This is a genomic window from uncultured Bifidobacterium sp., assembly GCF_945269915.1.
In the GTDB taxonomy this organism is placed as follows: Bacteria; Actinomycetota; Actinomycetes; order Actinomycetales; family Bifidobacteriaceae; genus Bombiscardovia; species Bombiscardovia indica.
The window spans coordinates 12,050-37,921 of record NZ_CALYOY010000015.1; the positions used below are offsets into that span (position 1 = coordinate 12,050).

The following is a 25,872-nucleotide window of genomic DNA, read 5'->3' on the forward strand; positions in this document are numbered from 1 at the left end:
ATATCGATGAGTAGCGAGAAATTCCCGTCACCCCACATCAGGGCCCCAGGCGAACAGCAGGGTGGGCGGAGGGCCCCGAATCAATGATGCCACGGAACACATGGGAACGGTGGCCGCACCGTAATCGAATGGGGAAACCAGAATTTCATATTGAATCTCCAGAAACCTCTTATCCATCCCGCTTTCCCTGTTTTTATCTATAATATAGTGGAAAAGTTCTCGATTGCTCTGCGGGTGCGAATCCAGGAGCAGGGTGCCGGGGTGACGAGACGAGGATTTATGGCATACAGGTTAGGAGAGAAAAGAGCAGATCTGAGCTCCCTGCGTTCAGGCAGTTTCGCTTCCTTCGCCACGATTTTCATAACGATTCTGGTGCTGGTGGGGCTGCTCGGCACCTGCGCCCTCCTGGGTATGCCACAATTCGCCGCAGCCGACGAAATCTCCGAACCGGGCGAACGGGCGAAAGCCGCCGGAACACGCCCGACACAACCGCTTGGACAGGAACAGACCCCGGGTGAACCGGCTGGGAACCAGCAAACACCGGGCCGGACTGGCCAAGCCCAACCGGCACAGGCCCCACAGGCGAAGAGTCCTCAGATCAACAGCAGGGACACCCCTTCCACCCCAAGCTCCGGGGGTGGCGGATGCACCGTCGAGGCCGAACCTGAAAGGTGGAACTGGACCATCACCAGCGAGACCGGCAGAACCGCCGAACTGGAAAAATTCACCCCCAGCCTGGGATGGCTGCCGGACGGGAGCGAGGTCCAGCTGCCCGGCACCTTCACCAAGGACGGGAACACCTATACGGTCACTTCCATCGGCGAGCAGGCCATGGTCTACCAGCCGGGCAGCGGCAACGCCATCCGCCACCTCTGCATACCCGACAGTGTAGAGACCATCAAATCCCAGGCCTTCTTCGGCACGCACATCGATGAGATTCATCTGCCCTCGAACCTGAAGACCATCGGATACCAGGCCTTTGCATATAGCGATATCCCGTCGATCGGCATTCCCGACAAGGTGGAGACCATCGGCGAGTCGGCCTTCATCAACGACACGAACCATCCGAACAGGCTGTCCAACCTGGATCTCAGCCAGGCAACCTCCCTGACCGGTATCGGAAACTCCGCCTTCCGCAACACCCTCCTGTCATCCGTCACCATCCCGGACAGGGTGAAGACCATCGGCGAGAACGCCTTTTCGAACATGGCGACACTGACCCGGCTGGACCTGACAGGGGCCGACTCCCTGACCGACATCGGAGCGGAGGCCTTCATCTACGACAAAATCCAGGACGACCTGACCCTGCCCGCCACCCTGGAGCACATCGGCGACAGGGCCTTCTTCGGCAACCTCATCGGGACGATGACGATACCGCCCGACTCGGTCCTGGAGACCATCAGCGATTCCGCTTTCGCCTACAACCGCATCATGGGGGAATCGAATTCGAGCGACCTCACATTCCCCGACACCTTGACCAGTATCGGAACGCTCGCCTTCGTGGGCAACCTGTTGACCGGGGTCCATGCCGACAGTTCGGTCAGCATCGGCGACCACGCCTTCGACTACAACAACATATCCGAGCTGAGTCTCCCCTCGGCCCAGCTGAACGGCGCATCACCGGCCAATATCGAGAACCCGGCCATCTACTTCGCTCCCAACAAGCGTCTCATCAGCCTGGGCGAACTCTTCGGCGACACCGACCTGGCCGGTCTGGGGCTGGACCATATCGACATCGACCCAGGCAACGTATGGAGTTCCACTGGTGTCTCCTACTCATCGGCAGGAGGCGGCACGTTCACCGTCCCGGCGGGTACGACCAGCTTCCGTTTCGCCTGGAACATGGCACAGGACGGGAAATCCGTCTTCAACGGCTACTATCAGGTCTATCTGAACGAGGACAGGATACGGGTTCGTGACTCCTTCAGCGATTATCAGGCCAGATGGACGCCGCTCGATAACTTCATCTCAGCCAGGGATGCGGGCGGCAACGCCATCACCGTTTCCAGCTTGGATGTGATTCTGACTGACCCCATGGGGGTGGTGCGGCTCACCAACAGTCAGGGCGGGTCCGACACCCTTGAATACAACCTGTCCAGCGAGGGCCTCTGGCATGTACAGTTCCGGTACCCGCGGGGAAGTACGAACCCCTCCTCCATCGCGGATGCCTATGTCAACGTCACCCGCCATCTCAAGGGCAAGCTCTCGGGCAGCACAACGGCGGTCGCAAACGGGGAGGTCCAGAAACCCGAACCGGCGAAGTACACCCTGACCATGTTCGAATCGGACGGGACCACCGTTCATCCGGGCACATTCACCCTGGAACCCGGAGACCTGCAACTCATGAATGCGGATGGAACCGTTCAGGGGGATGGGGCCAGCGCGGTGGGGACCTACCAGGTCAGGCTGACCGAACAGGGGAAGGCCCGGATCGTCAACCTGCTTGATGCGAACCACCTGGGCACCAGATGGTATGACGTCGACTACAGCCTGGGCGATGCCACCTTCATCATCAAGACGATCGACTTTCAACTGCCCCTGGCGGGCGCGATACCGATTCGCGCCATAATCGGGACCCTCCTGATCGGCATATCCCTTTCCGGGGCCTCCATCCTCCTGGTCAACCGCCTCCTGCACCACTGCGACGGTTGAAGGGATCACCCCACCCTCCGAGGTTCCCGACACCGACCAAAGACGGGGTCTTCGGACGCCTGGCCTTATGCGCTCATACGGGGATGCCTGGAACTCCGGTAGACATGCCGACTTACGAAAACTCGTTTCAATCTCTAACATGTCACTCTGTTTGTCTCGAGAAGGAGAAGAGTATTTTGGAAGAGATGTCCAAACCTGCAGCCCCGACACGATCCAGGGTCCAGGTCGACCACCCCTGGCCCGCCATCGCAGCACTGATGATCGGCGCTTTCGTGGGCATGTTGAGTGAAACCTCCCTCAACATCGCCCTACCCAACCTGATGGAGAGCCTGAAGATACCCGGAGCCACGGTCCAGTGGCTGGTCACCGGCTATATGTTGGTCATCGGCATCGTCCTGCCCTTCTCCAGCCTGATCTCCAAGTGGTTCACCACCCGCCAGACCGTCATCTTCGGCCTTGCCGCCTTCCTGGTCGGCTCGGTCATCTCGGCCATGGCCCCCGACTTCGCCGTCCTCCTGACCGGCAGACTGATCCAGGGGGTCGGCACGGGTCTGATCCTGCCGCTCATGTTCACCGTGGCCATGCTGATCTTCCCTCCGGCCAAGCTGGGCACGGTCATGGGCATGTGCGCCCTGGTCATCATGTTCGCACCGGCCATCGGCCCTACCCTGACCGGTCTGATCCTGGGCAGGTTCACCTGGCACTGGATCTTCTGGCTCTTCACCCCATTCCTGGTCATCGCCCTGGTCTTCGCCATCTTCTTCCTGAAGAATGTCGGGACCATCACCCGGCAGAAGCCCGACATCCTCTCCATCCTGGAGTCGATCATCGGCTTCGGCGGCCTGGTCGCGGGCGTCAGCCTGGCCAGCAAGTATGGTTGGGGTTCCCCGATCACCCTGGCGATCCTGGTCGTGGCGGTCATCGCCCTGGTCCTCTATGTCCGCCGTCAGCTGGGACTTGAGCACCCCGTACTGAACCTGCGGATCTTCTCCATCCCGGCCTTCCGGTACGGCGCCGCCCTGGTCATGCTGGACTTCGCGGTCATTCTTTCGTCCATGTACATCCTGCCCCAGTTCCTCCAGCGCGGACTCCTCCTGCCCGTGGCCATGACCGGCATCCTGATGCTGCCCGGCGGCGCCATCAACGCCCTGGTCTCGGCCTTCGCCGGCAGGCTCTATGACGGGTTCGGGGCGAGGATCCCAGTCAGGACCGGCTTCATCGTGGCCCTGATCGGCGGGGTCATGCTCCTCTTCGCCACCCAGCACACCCCGGCCATCTTCGTGGTGGCGGCCCACATCATCCTGATGATCGGCTGCCCCCTGGCCATGTCGCCCGCCCAGACCTACGCCCTGAACTCACTGACCGGGGCCCAGTCCGGCGACGGCAGCACCATCATCAACACCATGCAGCAGATCGTCGGTGCGGTGGCGACCGCAGTGGCCACCTCTCTACTGGCCATCGGCGAGGCCCAGGCCGGAACCGATGACAAGGCCGCGGCCTTCACCAACGGGACCCACTTCGGCATCTGGTTCACGATCGTCCTGATCGTCATCGCCCTGGTCATCTCCCTGAAGGTGCGCAGGTTCTCGCACGCCGACGAGCAGGAGGCCTGACATCCGGGCCTGATCTCCGTCCGTCTCTCGGGCGCCCGGTTCCTGCGGGAAACAATTCCCGGTCAGGGGCCGGGCGCCCGACTTCATTCAGTCGACGTCCAGTTTCCTCCATGATTGACCACCTACTCTTGGCACCGTCTTTCGCTAGACTGGATCATGGTGAATCGGACTTCTGGCCGCCCCGACCTGTGGGCCGATTCGGAACCAGGGCGGTCGACCCGACCGCGCCCGGGATGCTAATCAGGAAGGGTGCAATGTTCGTTCTCAAGAACGCCTGGCTCACCATCAGGCGGCATCTGGCCCGCAGCCTCGTCTTTTTCCTGGCCTGCCTGGTCGTGACGGCCCTGACCCTGGTCGGAGCCACTGTGGTCAAGATCGACCGCACGGCCCGGACCAGCGGCTACGAGGCCCAGACGGCCGATGCTGTCATCACCCCCAGAAAGGAGTCCAAGGCCAAGCCCCTGGGCTGGGAGGAATACTCCAAGTACGCCCAGCAGCTCCAGACCACCGGCCTGCAGTACAAGGCCTATTTCACCGAGACCTCGCAGATAAACGTGCAGGGGCTCACCACCAATGGAGACTTCTCCCTTCAGGGAATCTCGAGCAAGGACGCCGAACCCAGCCTGCCCTACGGCACCTTCACGGTGGACAAGGGCAAGGGGATCGACTACAACTCACAGGACTCCTCCGGGGTCCAGTCGGTCCTCATATCCGAGAAGACCGCCCAGGCCAACACGGTCAAGGTGGGCGACAGGGTGACCCTGGTCAACCCCTTCAAGACCGACATGACCACCCAGGTCAAGGTGGGCGGCATCTACAGTTACACCCGGCAGTCCCAACCCGCAACCGCCTACGACACCATATATACCGGCTACCCGGTCTTCGCCAACCTGGAGCTGGATACGGCCAGCAAGCCCGGATCCAAGGGGCATGAGCTCAATGTGGCCTTCGTGCTCTCCTCCCCTTCGGACTACCGGAAATTCACCATGTCCATGCGGAAGAACGGGCTGAAGGAGTCCAAGTACGACATCTCCTCGCCCAGTCTGGCCCGCTACGAGCAGAAGATGCAGCCCGTGCACCAGGCCGCCGATCAGGCCCGGATGGCCATCATCCTTGTTTCCGTTCTGGGCGGCCTGGTCCTCCTGGCCTGTCTGGCCCTGATGCTGAAGCCACGCGGCAACGAGATCGGGATGGCCATGACCATCGGCATCCACAAGGTCCGCCTGGGCTGGCAGTTCGCCCTGGAGACCCTCCTGCTCTCCCTGCCGGGCATGGTGCTGGGCCTGGGTCTGGGAACCCTGATCAGCAGGCCCCTGATCCGGGCCCGCTTCGACCTGGGCAAGCTGGCCGTCTCGTCCGACATCAGCCTGGTCTGGCGAATGGCCCTGATCGGCCTGGCCGTCTGCGCGGTCATGGCCCTGGCCGCAGCCATTCGGGTGGCTGTATTCAGAACCTCGCAGCTGTACACCAACGATCTGGAGGAACAGGCATGAGCGACCAGAAGCATGACCATGACGATCCGGACGAGGAGCACGAGGCCGGACACCAGAAGGAGTCGAACACCGGGCAGAACGCCGACACCAACACTGATACCGACACCAAGGTCTCCCCGGACGCGGATGCCGCCGAGCAGTCCCAAGAGGAGGACGGCGGGCCCAAGGACTCCGACGAGGTTGAGGAGGAGATGACCTTCGATGTGGTCATCGAGCAGGAGACCCCGGACGAGGACGAAGAGGGAGACGAGCCCGAGGACACCCTCCTGGGCCAGGTGGACGAGTCCGTCCTGGTGCCTGGCGGCTACCCGGTGCTCTCCCTGAAGCACGTGGAATTCTCGCGGAAGGTCAAGGGACAGACCGAGCTGATCCTGGACGACGTGAACATTGACTTCCAGCTGCGCCGACTCTACTCGGTCGTGACCAAGTCACCCGCCAGGCAGGCCGCCCTGATGGCCCTGATGACCGGTCTGCGAGCCCCCACCGAGGGGTCGGTGCTCTTCCGTGGCACCGACCTGCGCCAGCTTGAGGCCGCGGACTACCGCGGCCACCAGATCGGCGCCATCTTCGGCACCGATGCCCTGCGCAACGACCTGACCGCCGTGGAGAACCTGGTCTACACCATGGATGCCAGCGGAAGGACCTTCCTGGGCCCCAAGGACAACCTGGCCCGGCGCATGCTCGACAGGGTCGGTTTCCCCGACAGGCTCCAGGCCAAGCCCGCCAAGGAGCTGGACGGACTGAACTACCGCCTGGCCTCCGTGGCCCGGGCCCTGTGCTGCGAGTGCGACGTGCTCATCGCCGACGAGCCGACCGACGGCCTGGAGCCCGGCGACTGGGACACCCTCCTGGCCACCCTGAGGAAGGTCTCACGCCGGAACGACTGCGCGGTGATCCTCATCACCTCCGACAGTCTGGACACGGCCGATGAGGGCACCTACGACGACCGCTTCATCGTCGACTGAGCCCATGGCGGGACCCGGCTCACCCCCAGTGCGCCCTGCCTCCGGTCCGCGCGGCGGCGGGACCGCCACCTGCCATGTCGTATCGCACGACCGGTGGATCGCCCAGACCATGCTCCAGGCCCTCCCCTCCGACACCACCTGGAACCTGGTCTGGCATGACGGCCTGGCACCCACGCCCGACCTGGACCAGGGCGATGCACTCTGGATCGACCCCGGGCTGCTGATAGCCCGGAACGCCTGGCTGGAATCCCTGGGGCACCCTCCCCTGGAGCTTATGGCCCCGCCGGCCGACTGGCTGACCCTCCTGGACAAGGACCTCCTGGGCCGGGACGTCATGGTGGCCAGGGTCGGGGAGATTCGTCTGTGGCGGGAACCGCCTGACAGCCTGGGTATCGACCCCTGGTCCCAGGTGGCCGGTGGCCGGGTGCCGGAGTTCCGGGCAGCCCGGCGCAGTCTGGATCAGCTCCAGGGCGACCTGGCCCCGGCTCCCGACGATTCCTTGATTCAGATCAGCCGACATGTAGACGGCATCGACCAGGAGTGGCGGGTGGTGGTGCTGGACGGCCGGGCCGTGGCCTCCAGCGGGTACTGCCGCCACGCAGGGCCGGAGGGCCGTGACATCATCACGGTCTTCGACGGGGCCACCTTCGATCAGAGCCTGCGGACGTCGGCCGAACGGACCGCGGTGATCGCCGCCGACCGGGGTGGCATCGACGCCGTCTGCCTGGATCTGGCCTTCCTGAATCCGACGGCGCCAGGCGCAATCCATGGACGAATGCACCCGATCGTCCTCGAAGCCAACCCCGCCTGGTGCTGCTCCCCCTATGACTATGGCCAGGACGGCATGGAGGGGTTCCTGGCTGCCATCGCGAGAGGTCGGGCACCCGGACTGAACGGGGTTGCACCATCCATGCAGGCACCCTCGGCATCCGACGGGCGGATGGAGCCTCCTGGGCCCGACTCCCGTATGACCCCTTACCGCCCTGATTCCTGGATGGTCAGCCAATTCCGCAACCGTTACCGGACCTACTGGAACCACAGGTGAACCAAGGCAGGCATGGACGGCATCACGACCCTTCACCCATCCTCGGAAAGCAGGGAACCCCTCACCCCGGTCCCGAAGACCTGGGTGAGGGGTTCTGCCCTGGGGCGTCACGGCCAACAGTCGGCCAGCCTCAGACGATCTCCATGCCGTAGTGGTCTGCCAGGGGTTGGAGGTCGGGCACCCCGTACCTGGCGACCAGGTCCTGCCAGCGCTTGAGGTTGGCCGGGCCGTACCTGGCCGTGCGCCTGGCCGCCGTGGCCTCGGAGACGAAGATCGGGGGCTGGCGCTTGCTGTGGAACTTGTCCGCATACATGACCACCTCCTGCTCCAGGTTGACCGGGACATAGTCATCGGGCGGGAGGTTCAGGTGCTCCTCCTCCACCTGCTGGCGGGTCAGCCCCACCCCGGTGTGGTTCCGGGCGAACTGGGCCACGGACTCGTCGACCCCCTCGTCCAGGAGGAGACGGTACCCCTCCAGGCCATGCCGGATGTAGCGCTCGCCCTGGAAGGTCAGGGGGCGGCCCTGGGCACCGTCATCCTTGAGGATCAGATAGGTGCCGATGTCATGCAGGAGGGCTCCGACCCGGACCAAATCACGGTTGAGGAGGCGTGGCGGAATGCTGCCCCCACCATGCGAGGGATCACGCTCCGGGGCGTCCTGGGGCAGGGTGCATTGCCGGAGGAAGAGAGCGTTCACCCGGTCTACGATCCCCACCGCGATGGTGGAGATTATGACGCAATGGGTATGGATCAGATCATAGGCGGCCTGGGAGGGGGCGACCTTGCGATGCAGGGCCTCCGCCGTTTCGACATTCGGAATCATAGGACCATTGTAGGGAGAGGCCGGTCGGGAAATGTGACATTACCGACTCTTGTGCCGCATTCACGGACATGTCCTTATTCTCGGAGGGGCAAATACTAGACTGGTGACTACATATTTCATGAGGAGCACTATGGCTACAACACCCAACCGGCGCCCCGCGGACGGTCCCGAATCCACCGATGCAAGGCCGGCCGAACAGGGCCCCTGGCATAATCCCCTGCTGGATCCGCGCGATCTGCGCATGCCCCGTATCGCCGGCCCCAGTTCGCTGGTCATCTTCGGAGTCACCGGCGACCTGGCCAAGAAGAAGCTCCTGCCGGCCGTCTACGACCTGGCCAACAGGGGGCTCCTGCCCGCCAGCTTCGGCCTGATCGGGTTCGGCCGGCGCGACTGGGATGACCAGGCCTTCGCCTCCTTCGCCGAGGAGAACGTCAGGGCCCACTGCCGCACCCCCTTCAACGAGTCCACCTGGCGGCATCTCAGCCAGGGCATGCGGTTCGTCAAGGGCACCTTCGATGACGCCGAGGCCTTCCGGCGCCTCTCGGCAACGGTCTCCGAACTGGACCGGGTCAGGGGTACCCGCGGCAACCATGCCTTCTACATGTCGGTTCCGCCCAGGGACTTCCCCATTGTGGCCCGCCAGCTGGCCGAGTCCGGTCTCTCCCATTCCACCGAGGGGGCCTGGCGCAGGGTCATCATCGAAAAGCCCTTCGGCCGCGACCTGGCCTCGGCCAAGGAGCTGGACCGGGTGGTCTCGGAGGTCTTCGAGCCGGACTCCGTCTTCCGAATCGACCACTACCTGGGCAAGGAGACCGTACAGAACCTGTTGGCCCTGCGCTTCGCCAACATGATGTTCGAGCCGGTCTGGAACTCCAACTACGTATCACACGTGCAGATCACCATGGCCGAGGACATGGGCATCGGCGGCAGGGCCGGCTACTACGACGGGATCGGCGCCGCCCGCGACGTGATTCAGAACCACCTCCTGCAGCTGATGGCCCTGACCGCCATGGAGGAGCCCGTCTCCTTCGCGGCCAGCGACCTGACGGCCGAGAAGACCAAGGTGCTTTCGGCCATCCGGCTGCCCAAGGATCTGGCCGCCCACACGGCCCGGGGCCAGTACGCCGCCGGCTGGCAGGGCTCCCAACATGTGGTGGGCTACCTGGACGAGGACGGCATCAGTCCTGATTCCACCACCGAGACCTACGCGGCCATCCGCCTCGATGTGGACACACGGCGCTGGGCGGGCGTTCCCTTCTATCTGCGCACCGGCAAGCGTCTGGGTAAACGTGTGAGCGAAATCGCCGTCGTGTTCAAGCGAGCCCCCCACCTCCCCTTCGAGGCCACAGCCACCCGGGAGTTGGGTGCCAACGCGATCGTGATTCGCGTCCAGCCCGACGAGGGCGTGACCCTACGCTTCGGGGCCAAGACACCAGGCTCGGCCATGGAGGTTCGCGATGTGAACATGGACTTCTCATATGGGCGCTCCTTCACTGAGGCCTCACCCGAAGCCTACGAGCGGTTGATCCTCGATGTCCTTCTGGGGGACCCACCCCTCTTCCCGACCACGGAGGAGGTCAATCTCTCGTGGAGGATCCTGGACCCGATAGAGGAGTTCTGGACGGAACAAGGCCGACCTCAACCATACCGGGCCGGCACCTGGGGGCCCGAAGAGGCCGACCGAATGCTTGCCCGTGACGGACACCATTGGAGGATGCCATGATCGTCAGGTTGAACAACACCACCACCTCCGCCATCGCCCGTGAGATCGACGAACTGCATGTGGAGCGAGGGGAGGCGGCCCAGGGTCGTGTGTTGACCCTGGTCATCATCACCGGGGACGCCCACCTGGAGGGAGCCCTGGAGACCATCAACGCCGCCAGCAGGGAGCACCCCTGCCGGGTCATCGCCATAGTGACCGACGCCGATAAGCATACGAACACCGACGAGAAATCCGACAGACCCGGAACCTCAGGAAGCACCCCTGCCGAATCAGACCGAACGCTCGACCCCGACAATCGCTGCATCTCCTATAAGACCGCCAGACCTGGCGGGGATCACACTCTGGATGCCGAAATCCGTTTCGGATCGGATGCGGGAGCCGGCGAGGTAATAGTGCTGAGACCGGTTCCGGCCCTCCTGGACCATTCCGATGCCCTGGTCATCCCGCTACTGGTGCCGGATGCCCCCCTAGTGGTCTGGTGGCCAGCCAACGCACCCAAGGCCCCATCCAAGGACCTGATCGGCGCCATGGCCACCAGCCGGATCACCGATGCCATGGAAGCCGATGACCCGGAAATCGCTTTCGCCTCCCTCCTGGAGCATTCGGGCGCTGCCGACGTGGACCTTTCCTGGACAAGAACCACAATCTGGCGGGCCTTACTCGCCTCCATCATCGACCAACCGCCGCATCTGCCCGTAACCTCGGTGCGGGTGACCGGCCAGGCACACTTCCTGCCCTTGGAGCTTCTGGCTTCCTGGCTGGCTCTGAAGCTTGAGGTGCCGGTCACGGTCGAGCGTGATCCACGGGCCCAGGCCATCACCGGGGTGTACTTCACACGTGGTGACGGAACCATGAGCATGGAACGCCACAGGGCCGATCAGGCCAGAATAAACCAGCCTGGCCAGGCCAGTCAGACCATCTCCATGCCTTTGCGAACGGCCGTCGACTGTATGAGCGAGGAAATGGGACGCCTTGATCCTGATGAGGTCTATCAGGATGTCATCAGCAGGGGCTGGCCGATGGTCCATAACCGGTGCACCAGGTGACGGCCGGTTCGGTGCCGGGAGTGAACGGAGACGCAGGAGTGCAAGTATGATAGACACCACCGCCACGAAGGAGACGCCATGACCGAGCGTACAATCATCCGCTATGCCACTACCAGCCTGCTCAACAAGACCACCGCCGCACGGATACTGATCGAGTTGGGGGACATCCTGGCACGTCAGGAGCGGGCGGATCTGGCTCTGACCGGTGGGATGGATGCGGCGGATATCTATGCACTCATGGATACCAGTGATCTTGCCGCCGGCCTCGACTGGAAACGAGTCCATCTGTGGTGGAGTGACGAGAGATTCGTGAGCCCGGACGACCCTGAGCGCAACGCCAAGCAAGCCCGGGATGCATGGTTCGGCAGGCTCGTTGACGATGGTGAGCTCCCTGCGGACCATGTTCATGAAATGCCGGCCGATATTCGTACCCCCGAGCAGATTGCAACGGCGAACGAAGCCGATGACGCACAAGCACTGGCCCAGGCTGCACGGACCTACCAGGATGAGATCATTCGAGGGATCGGCCCCAATGGCCACATGGACCTGGCGGTTTTCGGCGTAGGGCCGGATGGGCACTACGCATCACTCTTCCCCGACCGCCCCGAGGTGCTGATCAACGACGAAACCAAGCTGGTTGCAGGCATCGACCATTCGCCCAAGCTTCCCCCGTTGCGAGTGACCATGACCACCCCGTTCATTCGCCGTACCCCCAAGGTCTGGCTCTTCACCTCCACCCGTGAAAAGGCCGAGGCCGTGAAGGAGGCACTGGGGGGAGTGGACAACCCCCACGTCCCCTCCTCATTCGCCAGGGGTACCGAACAGACCTTATGGCTGCTTGACGAGGATGCCGCAGGCCTGCTTGGCTGAAATTCCAACCAGCGAAGAGCAATCGTCGGCATGCTGTCCTGGTGACTCATCAGCTTCGGTATCCGCCTGTAAGGCCATCCTGAACACCGGCCATGATTCGGCCGACCGTATACACGTCTGCGGCACTGGATGAAAGTGACGCCCCCGTTACGCTACGCGGATTTGGCAGGCCCGATCGATACCGGCTTCGGGATGGCCGCCAAATTCCGTTCCCCCTGAAGCGACCCGTCTCACTCGACTCCCAGATATCAGTTCCGCTCTTCTTCAGACCGTGGATACAGGAACCCCCTTCCGCCGGAAATATCCAACGAGACAGGAAGGATGTGTTATAGTACCGAATACTATATCGAAAGTACTGTCCACTCCTGATTGTTCATGGGGATGAAAAAATCAGGTCCGAAGAGGTTTCGGAAGGGCAGCCTGTTGGGGAGGCATCTTTCATGCATGTTGTATCTAGACGTATCGCACGTCCCATTATCAGCGTCCTCGCCGTGCTCGCGGCCATGGGCCTGGGCCTCATGACAGAAGCACATACCGCCAGTGCCGGGCAACCAGACACCGATACATCGATGGGGTCTCAAAGCAGGGGGGGGGGGGGGAACTCCAGCTTTAAGGTCGTCAGACCTCGAACTAGATAGCGATTCCTCGCCCTCCCCCACCACAACACCATTCGAGCATCCATCCCCACAAGCCACCAAATCGACTCCATCTCGTCAGCCTGCGAACCCCCGGCCGGAAGCAGGGAACCATCCTTCACCCCTGGCGACGCCGAATCCTCTGGCCACCACTCGGCAGCCCACTTCGGCACAGCCTTCTGGCCCGTCGCCGAAGGCCGTAGGTACCCACGCCGTCCAATTCATATCGGATGAGGGCACCACGGGCATGCCCGCCCCGCAAACCGTGGCCGACGGCGGGATAGCCTCCTGGCCGCACGACGACCCATCGCGCCCCGGCTGGACGTTCGACGGCTGGTTCCAGGGTGATGTCGCCTACGACTTCTCCAAGCCCGTCACCAACGATATAACGCTGAAGGCCAGATGGGGGCAGTGGGCGACCAGCCCCACGAACGGACCATGGCAGGGCGGCACTGACGTAACGGTGAATTCGCCCAGGGATCCGGTTCGACTTGCTCAGGTAACCACGGGCCAGTACCATTCCCTGGCATTGGGCAGTGACGGGAACGCCTATGCATGGGGAATGAACGAATGCGGCCAACTGGGCGATGGGACCACAACGAGCAGAACGACTCCAGTACCGGTGTCCATGCCCGCGGGCGTGAAATTCACCCGGGTGTCCGCAGGTGGTTGGTATTCCATGGCCCTGGACCGCGACGGCAGGATATGGACCTGGGGATTCAACGATGGCGGACGACTGGGCCGCGGCTCCATCAACACCTCCTACACCACACCCGGCCTGGCTGACATCCCATCAGGCACGGCCTTCAAGGCTATCAGCGCCGGAAATCTGCATTCCATGGCCCTTGACACCAACGGCAACATCTGGACCTGGGGCATCAACTTTAACGGTCAGCTCGGCCGTCCTCCATACGGCAGCAAGGCAAGCGACAACACGCCGGCGAAAGTGACCGCACCGGAAGGAACCGTCTTCACGGCAATCAGCGCCGGTGTTTACCATTCCATGGCCCTGGCAGCCGACGGCACCGCCTGGACCTGGGGAGACAACGGCGGCACAAGAGATGATTTCTACGGCGTACTGGGCCGCACGCCTACCGATGCCACCCCCGCCAACAGGCCCGGCCAGGTCGACACCGACCGAAAATTCACCACGATCACCGCCGGATACACCCATTCCATGGCCATCACGAACGACCACGCCATATTCACCTGGGGCGGCAACGGATCCAAACAACTGGGACGCACCGGCGACACGACCCGACCAGGGCAGGTACCCGGACTGACCGGTGCAGCCGACATCAACGCCGGCTGGAACTACTCCACCGCCATCACCGACACCGGTACCTGGGCTTGGGGGAGCAACGACTACGGCCAGCTGGGCACCACCACCGACACGTCCATCCCCACCCGCGTGCCGAACCCTGATGGAACACCCGCCACCTTCACCTACACCGGTCTCACCAGGGGCAACACCAGCCTGCACATGCTGGTCATCGGGTCTGACGGGAACGCCTACAGCATGGGCCGCAACGACTATGGACAACTAGGCACCAATACCACCAACACCGCAACAGGCGGATCCGCGGCAGCCAATCCGAAGCCAGGCATGGTCTGGCGGTCGACCGACCGGCGGATAACCTCCGTCCTTTTCGGCGACAGCCATAACATCGGCGACATCAACAAGCAAGCCGACGGATGGCACGTGGTCTCCCCTAGGCACCATCTGGGCACCGTCACCCTCACCATCCAGTCCACCGACACCGCCGGTGCAAGCCAATCCGAGGACAACAGCCAGAGGTTCACCTACACCGGTGCCGCGGCCGCCGTCACTTTCCAATCGGAGCATGGCACCCCCATCCCCAGCCAGCAGGTCGCCGTAGGAGACACCATCCAGCGCCCAGACGATCCGAGCGAGACGGATTGGACATTCGACGGCTGGTTCAAGGGAAATGTCGCCTACGACTTCAGCAAGCCCATCAATGGGCCCACCACACTGACCGCTAGGTGGACATACAAAAACCAGTGGTCGATCCATCCCACGTCGGGTCCGCGGACCGGTGGCAACGATGTGCGCATCGATCCCCCGAGCCGCATTGCCTTTTCCCAGGTGTCCTCAGGACAGTTTCATTCCTTGGCATTAGGCAGCGACGGAAACGCCTACGCATGGGGAAGAAACGATTGCGGCCAGCTGGGAAACGGCGAAAAAGGACAATCCAAAGGGGACACCTCGGCGGATCGAGCCACCCCGGTGATGGTCAGGATGCCCAATGGCGTGAAGTTCACCCATGTCTCCAACGGCGGGTGGTATTCCATGGCCCTGGACCGCGACGGCAGAATCTGGACCTGGGGCAACAACGAAGCCGGACGTCTGGGACGCGGCTCTATGGATGGATACTATCCGACACCGGGTCTTGCCTCCACTCCTCCTGGTGTTCAGTTCATCGCCATCAGCGCCGGCAACATCCATTCCATGGCCCTGGACCGCGACGGCAACGTCTGGACCTGGGGATGGAACAAGGACAGCCAGCTCGGTCGTCCGGGCATGAATGACATCACCCCCAGGAAAGTTGACATGCCCGCTGGAACCACCTTCACCGCGATAAGTGCAGGCGACCGGGATTCCATGGCCCTGGCCGCCGACGGCACCGCCTGGACCTGGGGCCGCTATGAAACCAACACCCTCAGTGACTACTACGGCATATTGGGGCGGGACCCCAGCGACGCCTACCCTGTCAACAAGCCAGGCCCGGTCAGCACCGACCTGAAGTTCACCACGATCAGTGCCGGAGCGTACGTGTCCATGGGCATAGCCACCGACGGCAACGTCTATACATGGGGAGGCAATAATTACAAGGAGCTCGGACGCAGCGGAGAACGTGCCCGCCCAGGACGGGTACCAGGCCTGTCCGGCGTCGTCGACATCAATGCAAGCTGGGACTTTTCCACCGCCATCACGGACACGGGAGCCTGGGCGTGGGGAAACAACCTATACGGTCAACTCGGCACCACCACCACCAACGGTAGCAGCACGGGCGTAGCCACACCCACACGCATACCCAAACCTGACGGGACACCGAGCGACTTCACCTACATCGGTCTCACCATCGGCAGCAACCACTGGCACATGCTGGTCATCGGATCGGACGGCAACGTCTACGGTTTTGGCCGAAATGACCGTGGCCAGCTCGGCAACAACAGCGTCAACGCCAACAACACAGAGACACCACCCGCAAATCCGAAACCGGAAAGCGTATGGTTCCCATGGCCCTTGACGGTGTCCTCAGTCACCTTCGACGGAACGCCTTCGATGATCGTGCCGGTCAGGAACCCTGACGGCTCCTGGAAGGTGCGCCCGCCGGCGCACACGCCGGGCCCGGTGGATGTAAAAGTCTCCTGGTCCCGACGGGACCTGGACTCCGGCACGGTTACCCTTCCCTACACGTATCTCACAGTCAGCCACCGGGTCCGGTTCGACCCGGCCAACGGCGACCCGGTCACCAGCCATGACGTGGATGACTGGGGGCAGGCGATCCGGCCGGCAGCCGACCCGCAACGCGCCGGTTACAGGTTCGACGGTTGGTTCCAGGGCAACGCGGCCTATGACTTCACCCAGCCCGTCACCAGCGACACGACCATCACTGCCAGATGGAGCCGACCGGGTTCCTGGACCCGTTCTCCGGCCTCTGGTCTCACATCCGGAGGCACAAGTCTGACCCTGACCGCACCCGACGACGCGACCAACACTCGCCTGGCCGGCATCAGCGCCGGAGACACCCACTCTCTGGCCGTATCCAGTGACGGTCTTCTGTATGCATGGGGTGACAACACCCACGGCCAACTCGGCGACCCCACCCGGGCTAAACACTCCACCCCCACCAGCGTTCCCACCCCTGATGGTGTCCGATTCACCCAATCCACCGCCGGCGACGGATACTCCGCCGCCCTCGACACCGACGGTCACATCTGGACCTGGGGCGACAACGGGCACGGCCAACTCGGCCACGGAAACACCGGCGGCGACGACCCCACACCCCGACAGGTAGACACGGGCGACAGCAGGTTCACCCAGATCAGCGCAGGCACCGCCCATATGATCGCCCTTGACACCCAGGGCAGGGCATGGACCTGGGGGGACGACACCCATGGCCAACTCGGCGACGGAAACACCGGCGGCGCCACCGGCACCCCAACCGTACGGGCCATGCCGCCAGCCACCCCTTCATGGATGGTCTACACACAGGTCCGGGCCGGCGGCAGCCACACCCTCGCCATCGCCAACAACGGCCACATGTACGCCTGGGGCGACAACACCCATGGCCAACTCGGCGACGGAAACACCGGCGGCGCCACCGGCACCCCAACCCAGGTGCAGGCCCCGACCGGCACATCCCCCGCCTTCACCTGGCTGTATGTCACGGCCGGCACCGACCACACCCTCGTCATCGGCTCCGACACCGACACCGACACTCCCTATACGTTCGGCTCCGACCAGCACGGCCAACTCGGCGACGGCAGCGGTACCGACACCGGCAGACCCATCAAACCCGAACTGCCCACAGCAATCACCATCACCACGATCTCCGCCGGCGGCCACGTATCCCACGCCATCGCCGACAACGGCCGCATGTACGCCTGGGGCGACAACACCCACGGTCAACTCGGCAGCCACGCCGACACGACCACGCCAGTCATCGTCGATCCACCCGCCCCCGATGCCACCTGGGTCCGTACCGCCGATGGCACCGGGCATACCCTCGCCATCGACATTCACGGCACCCCGCATGCCTGGGGTGACAACGCCCACGGCCAACTCGGCGATGACACCACCGCCGGCAGCACCACACCTGTCACCATCGACTACCCCGACCTGCAAATCATCTCCGTCGATTTCGACGGAACACCGGGAGCCGATCCCTCCCGACAGGCCGACGGCACCTGGACCGTCATCGCGCCACCCAGACGGCATCGGCCCGGCATGGTCCCCCTCATCATCCACTGGAATCGGAACGGTCTCACCCAACCCGACGCCGCTCTCGACTTCACCTATACCCCTAACCGCTACACCATCACCTACGATGCCGACGGGGGTTCGCCTACGCCGCCATCGCAGACCGCGGACGAGGACACCACCGTCATCCGGCCTGCCGACCCCACCAGACCAGGTCAACGATTCGACGGATGGTTCAACGGTAGCGCCGCCTATGACTTCAACCAACCCATCCAGGAAAGCCTCACCCTGAAAGCCAGGTGGAGCCCCGCAAACGCCAAATGGACCCTCACCCCCACACATGGCATCTATACCGGCGGCGACACCGTGACCCTCACCCCACCATCAACCGGCAACATGCGTCTGGCACAGGTCAGCGCCGGTGCCGGATATTCACTCGCTATCGGCAGTGACGGGAAAGCCTACGGTTGGGGCGACAACAGCTCCGGCCAACTTGGGGACGGCACGCGAACCAATCGAAACGAACCCGTTGCAATCTCAACTCCGAGAGGGTCCGCACCCGGGTTCACCTGGCTGCAGGCCGCCGCAGGCACCACGATGAGCATGGGCCTGGGATCCGATGGGATGGTCTATGCCTGGGGCACCAACACCACAGGCCTGGGCGACGGTACATCCGACACCTCGGCAAACCCCGTCAAGGTGGTTCTTCCATCAGATGTAAACCCAGACTTCAGATTCACTCAGGTGGCCGTGGGCGGTAGGCATACCCTGGCTCTGGGCAACGACGGGAATGTCTATGCCTGGGGATCCGTCACGGGCGGACTGGGTGATGGAAGGACATACAGTTCCCCGACTCCGATCCGGGTAGCCAAGCCCGGTGAAGCCCCATCCGGTTTCTCCTATGTCCAGATCAGCGCTGGAAGCGAGCACAATCTGGCCATCGGCAACGACCGGAAGGTATACGCTTGGGGATCCGATGCCAACGGGAGACTCGGTCTTGGTGACGGAAGCAGCGAAAGCAAGGTACCGAAACCGCTGGCAGTGCCATCAGGCATGAGCAAAAGCCCCGTATACATCCAGATCAGCGCCGGATCGTCCCACTCCCTGGCCCTGGACCAGGATGGAAGGGCCTGGGCCTGGGGATCGAACGGGAGCGGCCAGGTCAAATCCGACGGGGACGACGAGCCCGTACCCGTTCAAGTCGCCCTCCCACGGGGTGCATCCGGCAGCTTCGCCTACAAGCGGGTGGCGGCCGGCGACAACCACAGCCTGGCCATCGGCAACGACCAGGTGGTTTACGGCTGGGGGGACGACTCCCACGGCCAGCTCGGTGATGGACGCTCCACCGGGCAGCCTGCGACGGCCAGGGACCCCAACGATGCCAGTCAGGGGCTCAAGGCCGGGAGCATCAGCGCCGGCGACAACCACAGCCTGGCCATCGGCTCGGATGGAATAGCCTATGGATTCGGCTGGAACAACACCCGGCAGAACGGAACCGGTTCCGACAACACCGATCTGGTGCTGGCCACCCGTATCGCCATCCCGCCCATGGGCATTCCCACCCGACTTACCTTCGGTGATAGCGACGGAACGATTAATGGCCGGCAACCGGACGGGACCTGGCAGGCAATCACCCCCAGCCACGAAGTCGGCCAGGTTCCCGTCGGCATCGAATGGACACTGGCCGGGGAGCCACAGACCACGGACACCGGCAACGTCTATACCTTCGAGCGTTACGGGATACTGCCGAATGCCGGTAGAGGGGGAATCATACTCCTCCTGCTGATCGGTCTTCTGACCATGGCGGCCATCGCCGCCCAACGCAAACATCGAACGCAGCCGGAGGCATGAGGTGATCAGGATGGATATGTGGTGAGGAAGGGCGATGTGCCGTATCAGCAGCACGGCGTCACCGCGAATCCGCGGTTCCACGAATTCATCCTGTTATTCAGGATTTCTCTCGAGTAAGCGGCCATGAGAAGGGAAGCTCCCCCGCTTCCCGGCCGGGAGGCAGCTCCGCCAGTAATTTTCCCCTTGGCGGGCTGCCTTCTTTCTTATCCTTCAATCGGGGGAGAGCCCTACCGCCTTGAAAGCATGCACCCAAACGGTCTCCTTATCTGGCGCGCGGATGCAGAATCAATCGGAAAACCAGGTGCCGAACAGCGGTCGGAATGGCCCTGCGCACCCTGTTGCGGCAACCCTCCTTCCCCCACGGCCGGTCAAAGCCGTGTCGAAGCCATCTGGGCGCATGCTCAGAGACGCATATGGGCGGTTGGCGGTCCTGGCACCATACCAATCGTTACGGATCGGCGACCATGCCATCCTTCCCTGCCGACGACTTACTCCTGCGAGCGAGTCATGACATGAATGGCCTGGTCGGATTCGTCGACGATACGCTCCATGGCCCTGCGCGCGCCATCACCGTCACCCTGGCGTATCAGGGCCGCCACGTCGCCGTGGAGTCTCAGCGCCTGCTCATTGGCCCGGCGTGGCATGAGTTCATGACGGGTACGTCCGGCCAGGACAGAGGCCACCACATCACCAAGAGCAGCGAACATGGCGTTGCCGGATGATTCCAGAAGGGTCCTATGAAAACACTCGTCAGCTTGGAGGTAGTCGGACTCATTCGCCTGGTTGGCGTGGGCCACCATGTCAATGGCGGCCTGGGTCAGGGCGGCCCATTGTTCCGGCTTGGCCCTGGCGGCCGCGAGTCGGGCCGCTGTGGGCTCCACACTTCCCCGTAGCTCCGAGAGTTCGTGGAGCGTGCCCTCCCGGTCCGGACCGCGCAGTCTCCATTCGATGACCATGGGGTCGTAGATGTTCCAGACCCTGACCGGGTTGACGACGGCTCCCACCTTACGTTTTACAGTGACCAGTCGCATGGATTCGAGGACACGGGTCACTTCTCTGGTAACCGTTCGGGAGGGAAGCTCCCGACCCGGGGCGGGGGCGGGCAGACGCTCCCCCTCGGCTATATCGCCGCTGATGATATCCATACCCCATTGATCCAGCAGCCTGTCATGCAACGACGGTTCCGTTCCCATGAAACTCACTCTACCAATCATTCCCGGCGAGGTGTCTCAGACTGGAAATACAGGTGAAACCTGCCATAATGAAATCGTGGCGGCGGCGTCGCCGTCCACAGGGTGTGTACACTTGTAGCAGTTAAAACATACATAATGTCATTCGGTCGATATTATGTCATGCAAAATAAAAAAACGAATCCGGGAGACCGGATTCGCCCGATTCCTCAGAGAAGAGGCAGCAATGCAAACCATGTTGCACCTGGCAACCACCGAGCGGGTCCTGGTCGCCGCCGGCGAGACCGCCAAGCTCAACACCACACAATTGGGCATCAGTCTGATCTTCAGCCTGGTGGTGCTCATATTCCTGGTGACCGTCGTCAAACTCCATCCCTTCGTATCCCTCCTGGCGGCCGGACTGGTGGTAGGCATCGGGTCAGGCTATGGACCCATGGCAACGCTGACCAGTTTCACCGGCGAGTTCGGCAACACCATGGGATCAGTGGGCATCCTGATAGGCCTGGGTGCCATGATCGGCAAGGTGCTCATGGATACCGGCGCCACCGACCAGGTGGTCAACACCCTGGTATCCAAATCCTCCGCAGCCTCCATACCCTGGATCATGGCCCTGATAGGAGCGCTGATCGGCCTCCCCATGTTCTTCGAGGTAGGCCTGGTCATCCTGGTGCCGGTCATCATCCTGGTGGCCCAACGCACCAAACTGCCGCTGATGCGCGTTGCGATTCCCACCCTGGCGGGCCTGTCGATCATGCACGCCTGCGTACCACCCCATCCCGGCCCGCTGGCCGCCCTGAGCCAGTTCAAGGAAACCGGCAATGTGGGGTTGACCATGATGTTCGGCATCCCCTTCGCCCTGATCACCCTGGTCCTGGTCGGCCCCCTCTTCTCCAGGGTGGCCGCCCGGTGGGTTCCGGTCCAGGCACCTGCGGACTTTGTAGCCAAAAGCGATGAGGCCGGCAAGGAGGAGACCAAGCTTCCCTCATTCGGCATTTCCCTCTGCTGCATCCTTCTTCCCGCCGTCCTCATGCTCCTCACCTCGATCTTCGAAATCGCCCTGCCCGGTTTCAAGGACCGCACAGACGGATTCGCCCAGACCATCAACTTCATCGGCAACCCCGTCATGGCCCTGGCCATCGCCCTGATCGTTTCCATGCTGGTACTCAAGGCCGCCTCCGGTATTTCCTGGAAGACCGTCAACGATTCCCTGGGCGCATCCCTACCCGCAGTGGCCGGCATCCTCCTGATCGTCGGCGCAGGTGGGGGCTTCAAAGGAGTCCTGGTCGCCACGGGCATCGGCAAGATCATCGGCAACTTCGTGGAGACCTCAAGCATCTCCATCTTCCTGTTGGGCTGGCTGATCGCGGTCTTCGTCCGTGTCGCCACCGGCTCGGCCACCGTCTCCATCCTGACCACGGCCGGCATACTCAGCAACGCCATGACCATGATGCATGCCACCCCGATGGCCACCACCCTCCTGGTGATCGCCATCGGTGCCGGGTCCATATTCCTCTCCCACCTGAACGACGCCGGCTTCTGGCTTATCAAGGAATACTTCGGTCTGAGCGTGGGTGAGACCCTGAAGACCTGGTCGGTTCTGGAGTGCCTCCTCTCGGTGGTGGTCCTGGTCCTGGTCATGATCGCCAGCATCTTCATCCCCATCGCCGGCTGAGCTCCAGCCCCTCACCCAACCATTGAAAGGACACATATGGTAGACACACTCTCAACGAACGCCGAGGGGTTCGACGAGCACTCGATCCCCTCGGCCGTGGAAAACACGGTTCCCCCGGATTATTTCAAGGACCACACGCCGATCCTTGTCATCATGGGGGTTTCCGGTTGCGGCAAGACCACGATGAACACCCACCTGAGCGAGAAACTGGGCTGGGACATGGCCGAGGCCGATGACTTCCATCCCCGGGCCAATATCGACAAGATGGCCCATGGGATTCCACTGAACGACGATGATCGCTGGCCCTGGCTCGACAAGATCCACGCTTGGATCCAGGACCACATGGAGAGGAAGGTGCCCGGCACCGTCACCTGCTCCGCCCTGAAGCGGTCCTATCGTGACAGGATCCGGATGCCGGGCGTGGTCTTCATCCATCTGAGCGGGGACTACGACTCCATCATGGAACGGCTCTCACACCGCCAGGGGCACTTCATGAAGCCCCAGATGCTCAAGTCGCAGTTCGAGACCCTGGAACCTCTGGGCAGGGACGAGATCCACCTGACCATCGACGTGGGGCTGCGCATGGCCCCCGAAATCGAGGCCGAGGAGGTCATCGACACCCTGGGACTGCAATGCGACGTCGAGACCCACACGGAGCAGGTCAGGGCCGAGCGCGCCCGCCAGGCGGCTCGGAAATCCCGGCAGCGATGAGCAGCGATCTCAAGAAACCAGGGGAGACCGTCCATACGGCAGAGCAACCGCGTCGATACCGGCGAGTAGACGTCCCTTGCCAATCAGCAGAAAGGAACAGCATTATGAAAATCGGAATGATCGGCCTGGGCCGCATGGGCAGGAACATGGCCGACCGCCTGCGCGCGGGTGGCCACCAGGTCGTCGGATACGACATCTCCCCGGATTCAGGCAGAGACGTGGACAGTCTCAAGGCCCTGATCGACGCCCTGGAGGCCCCACGTGCCATCTGGGTCATGGTACCGGCGGGCAAGCCCGTCGAGTCCACACTGAACCAGCTGGGCGATCTGATGGACAGCGGCGACCTGGTGATCGACGGGGGAAACACCCGCTTCGCCCAGGACCAAGAGCATGCCAAGGCTTTGGGGGCCAAGGGAATCGGCCTGGTCGACGTGGGCACCTCCAACGGCATCTGGGGCAAGGAGAACGGCTACGCCCTGATGGTGGGCGGGTCCGATGAGGACGTGGCCCGAATCCAGCCCGTTCTCGACACCCTCAAGCCCGAAGGCGAGTTCGGCCTGGTCCACGCCGGCGGCACCGGTGCCGGCCACTATGCCAAGATGGTCCATAACGGCATCGAGTACGGCATGATGCAGTCCATGGCCGAGGGGTACGCCGTCCTGGAGGCCTCCGATCTGATCGAGGAACCCGGTGAGGTGGTCCAGTCCTGGCGGAAGGGGTCGGTCATCCAGTCCTGGCTCCTGGACCTCCTGGCCGAGTCCCTCCAGCAGGACCCCCACCTGACCCACATCGCCGGCACAGCCGAGGAAACCGGGGAAGCCAGGTGGATGATCGGGGATGCCCTGGAACTGGGGGTACCGACCCCGGCCATCACCTCGGCCCTCTACGCCCGCCAGTCCTCGCAGATTCAGGACCCCATGACCATGAAGGTGGTCTCGGCCCTGCGCAGCGCCTTCGGCGGCCACCCCATCGTCAAGGAGTAGCCTCCGACAATTACCGTGTACCGGATGGGTCCCATGCGTAGCCCACAGATCAGACCAATAATGCTGGTGCCCCGGACCGGGTCGGTTCGGGGCACCAGCGCTGTCAACCCATCGACGGAGTGTGTCCGCGTCTCTGCGGGCAGGCCTTCGTTGTGGCAGGGGTGGGGAATCAGTCCTGCTTGATCTCGGACTTGTCTCCGGCCCAGAGGGTGTGGAAGACACCGGGCTGGTCCACGCGCCCATAGGTGTGGGCACCGAAGAGGTCGCGCTGGCCCTGGATCAGGGCTGCAGGCAGGCGCCTCGAACGCAGGCCGTCATAGTAGGAGAGGGAGCTGGCGAAGACCGGGATGGGAATGCCGGCCTGGGTGGCGCGGACCACCACGCGGCGCCAGGAATCCTGGGCACCCTCGACGGCCTGCTTGAAGAAGGGGTCGAAGAGGAGGGAGCCGAATTCCTCGCCGGAACCGTAGGCATCGGAGATCCTGTTCAGGAACTTGGCCCGGATGATGCAACCGCCGCGCCAGATGCGGGCGATGGCACCCATGTCGAGTTTCCATCCGTAGACGTTGGCACCTTCCTGCATCTCATTGAAGCCCTGGGCATAGGCCACGATCTTGGAGGCGTAGAGGGCCTGGCGCACGTCCTCGATGAAGGCCTTGCGCTGGTCGGGATCGGCGGCCAAATCACTCAGGATGGCCTGTGGTTCGGGGCCGTTCAGACCCTTCCGGGCGGCCTCCCGGCGCAGGTCGGCGGAGGAGGAGAGCCCCCGGGCGAAGACGGCCTCGCCTATGCCGGTGACCGGCACAGCCAGGTCCAAGGCTGTCTGCACGGTCCAGGTGCCGGTGCCCTTCATACCGGCCTGGTCGGTCACGATGTCGATGAAGGGCCTGCCGGTGGCGGAGTCGGTGTGGTGCAGCACCTCGGCCGTGATCTGCACCAGGTAGGAGTTCAGGTCGCCCTGGTTCCACTCCTCGAAGACGTCGGCGATCTGCTCGGGTTCCATGCCCAGGCCGCGGCGCATAAGGTCGTAGGACTCGGCGATGACCTGCATGTCGGAGTACTCGATGCCGTTATGGACCATCTTGACGAAGTGGCCTGCGCCGTCGGTGCCGATATGGGTCACACAGGGCTCCCCCTCGGCCTGGGCCGCTATGGACTTGAGGATCGGCCCCAGGGTCCGCCAGGATTCATCGGTTCCACCAGGCATCATGGAGGGTCCCAGAAGGGCGCCCTCCTCGCCGCCGGAAACGCCGCAGCCCACGAAGTGCAGACCCCGGGCCCTGATGGCCTTCTCGCGGCGGATGGTGTCCTTGAAGTAGGCATTGCCGGCATCGACGATGATATCGCCAGGCTCCATCAGATCGGCCAGGTCATTGATCATCTGGTCGGTCGGGTCGCCGGCCTTGACCATGATGATGGCCGTGCGGGGCCTGGTCAGGGAACCGACGAACTCCTGCAGGGTCCTGGCGGGAACGAACCTCCCCTCATCCCCGTGCTCCTGGATCAGGGTCTCTGTACGGGAGTAGTGCCGGTTGTAGACGGCCACGGTGTTGCCGTGCCGGGCCAGGTTCCTGGACAGGCTGGCACCCATGGCGGCCAGGCCCACGACTCCGATATTGGCTTGAGCTTCTGTCATCACTTCACCTTTCGAA

General features: G+C 63.1%; 15 protein-coding genes. 12 read left to right on the plus strand and 3 right to left on the minus strand.

The features are described from left to right. The first annotated feature begins 279 nt into the window (after window positions 1-279). From Q0K62_RS04105 to Q0K62_RS04125, 5 genes are all read left to right on the plus strand, one after another. Window positions 280-2,652 carry a leucine-rich repeat protein gene (locus Q0K62_RS04105; RefSeq protein WP_297316711.1) on the plus strand — a complete coding sequence of 791 codons (2,373 nt, stop codon included), beginning with the start codon at window positions 280-282 and terminating at the stop codon, window positions 2,650-2,652. A gap of 185 nt (window positions 2,653-2,837) precedes the next feature. Next, entirely contained in the window at window positions 2,838-4,265 is a 1,428-nt protein-coding gene (locus Q0K62_RS04110) for a DHA2 family efflux MFS transporter permease subunit (protein WP_297316712.1), read from the plus strand. A 254-nt stretch (window positions 4,266-4,519) separates the two neighbouring features. After that, window positions 4,520-5,758, plus strand: coding sequence for an ABC transporter permease (locus tag Q0K62_RS04115; RefSeq protein WP_297316713.1), 1,239 nt, complete (start codon window positions 4,520-4,522; stop codon window positions 5,756-5,758). Continuing rightward, window positions 5,755-6,723: an ATP-binding cassette domain-containing protein gene (locus tag Q0K62_RS04120; RefSeq protein ID WP_297316714.1), complete on the plus strand. Its 969-nt coding sequence runs from the start codon at window positions 5,755-5,757 to the stop codon at window positions 6,721-6,723. Before Q0K62_RS04115 ends, Q0K62_RS04120 begins: the two co-directional genes overlap by 4 nt. Window positions 6,724-6,727: 4 nt before the next feature. Next, entirely contained in the window at window positions 6,728-7,768 is a 1,041-nt protein-coding gene (locus Q0K62_RS04125) for an ATP-grasp domain-containing protein (protein ID WP_297316715.1), read from the plus strand. Between the two features lie 130 nt (window positions 7,769-7,898). On the opposite strand, the gene Q0K62_RS04130 is transcribed toward Q0K62_RS04125, so the two are convergent. Further along, window positions 7,899-8,591: an HD domain-containing protein gene (locus tag Q0K62_RS04130; protein ID WP_297316716.1), complete on the minus strand. Its 693-nt coding sequence runs from the start codon at window positions 8,589-8,591 to the stop codon at window positions 7,899-7,901. A gap of 130 nt (window positions 8,592-8,721) precedes the next feature. On the opposite strand from Q0K62_RS04130, the gene zwf reads away from it, so the two are divergent. The 4 genes from zwf to Q0K62_RS04150 all read left to right on the plus strand — a co-directional run bounded on the left by zwf (window position 8,722) and on the right by Q0K62_RS04150 (window position 19,664). Next, on the plus strand, window positions 8,722-10,314 hold the full coding sequence (gene zwf, locus Q0K62_RS04135) for a glucose-6-phosphate dehydrogenase (protein ID WP_297316717.1): 1,593 nt from the start codon (window positions 8,722-8,724) through the stop codon (window positions 10,312-10,314). Continuing rightward, window positions 10,311-11,360, plus strand: a complete 1,050-nt coding sequence (locus tag Q0K62_RS04140; RefSeq protein WP_297316718.1) for a glucose-6-phosphate dehydrogenase assembly protein OpcA — start codon at window positions 10,311-10,313, stop codon at window positions 11,358-11,360. Before zwf ends, Q0K62_RS04140 begins: the two co-directional genes overlap by 4 nt. Before the next feature lie 78 nt (window positions 11,361-11,438). After that, entirely contained in the window at window positions 11,439-12,230 is a 792-nt protein-coding gene (gene pgl / locus Q0K62_RS04145; protein ID WP_297316719.1) for a 6-phosphogluconolactonase, read from the plus strand. Between the two features lie 540 nt (window positions 12,231-12,770). Then, window positions 12,771-19,664 carry an InlB B-repeat-containing protein gene (locus Q0K62_RS04150; RefSeq protein ID WP_297316720.1) on the plus strand — a complete coding sequence of 2,298 codons (6,894 nt, stop codon included), beginning with the start codon at window positions 12,771-12,773 and terminating at the stop codon, window positions 19,662-19,664. A gap of 488 nt (window positions 19,665-20,152) precedes the next feature. Here Q0K62_RS04150 and Q0K62_RS04155 read toward each other — a convergent pair whose 3' ends face one another. After that, window positions 20,153-20,809: an FCD domain-containing protein gene (locus tag Q0K62_RS04155; protein WP_297316721.1), complete on the minus strand. Its 657-nt coding sequence runs from the start codon at window positions 20,807-20,809 to the stop codon at window positions 20,153-20,155. A gap of 271 nt (window positions 20,810-21,080) precedes the next feature. Between Q0K62_RS04155 and Q0K62_RS04160 the strand changes: the two genes are divergently transcribed. From Q0K62_RS04160 to gnd, 3 genes are all read left to right on the plus strand, one after another. Beyond that, on the plus strand, window positions 21,081-22,526 hold the full coding sequence (locus Q0K62_RS04160; protein ID WP_297316722.1) for a gluconate:H+ symporter: 1,446 nt from the start codon (window positions 21,081-21,083) through the stop codon (window positions 22,524-22,526). 36 nt (window positions 22,527-22,562) lie between these two features. Continuing rightward, window positions 22,563-23,237: a gluconokinase gene (locus tag Q0K62_RS04165; protein ID WP_297316723.1), complete on the plus strand. Its 675-nt coding sequence runs from the start codon at window positions 22,563-22,565 to the stop codon at window positions 23,235-23,237. 104 nt (window positions 23,238-23,341) lie between these two features. Further along, a complete protein-coding gene (gnd, locus tag Q0K62_RS04170; protein WP_297316724.1) occupies window positions 23,342-24,220 on the plus strand; it encodes a phosphogluconate dehydrogenase (NAD(+)-dependent, decarboxylating) in 879 nt (292 codons plus the stop codon). A gap of 169 nt (window positions 24,221-24,389) precedes the next feature. Here the strand turns inward: gnd and gndA are convergent, their stop codons facing one another. Beyond that, window positions 24,390-25,856 (minus strand): NADP-dependent phosphogluconate dehydrogenase, encoded by a 1,467-nt coding sequence (gndA, locus tag Q0K62_RS04175; RefSeq protein ID WP_297316725.1) that lies wholly within the window; start codon window positions 25,854-25,856, stop codon window positions 24,390-24,392. Window positions 25,857-25,872: the final 16 nt, after the last annotated feature.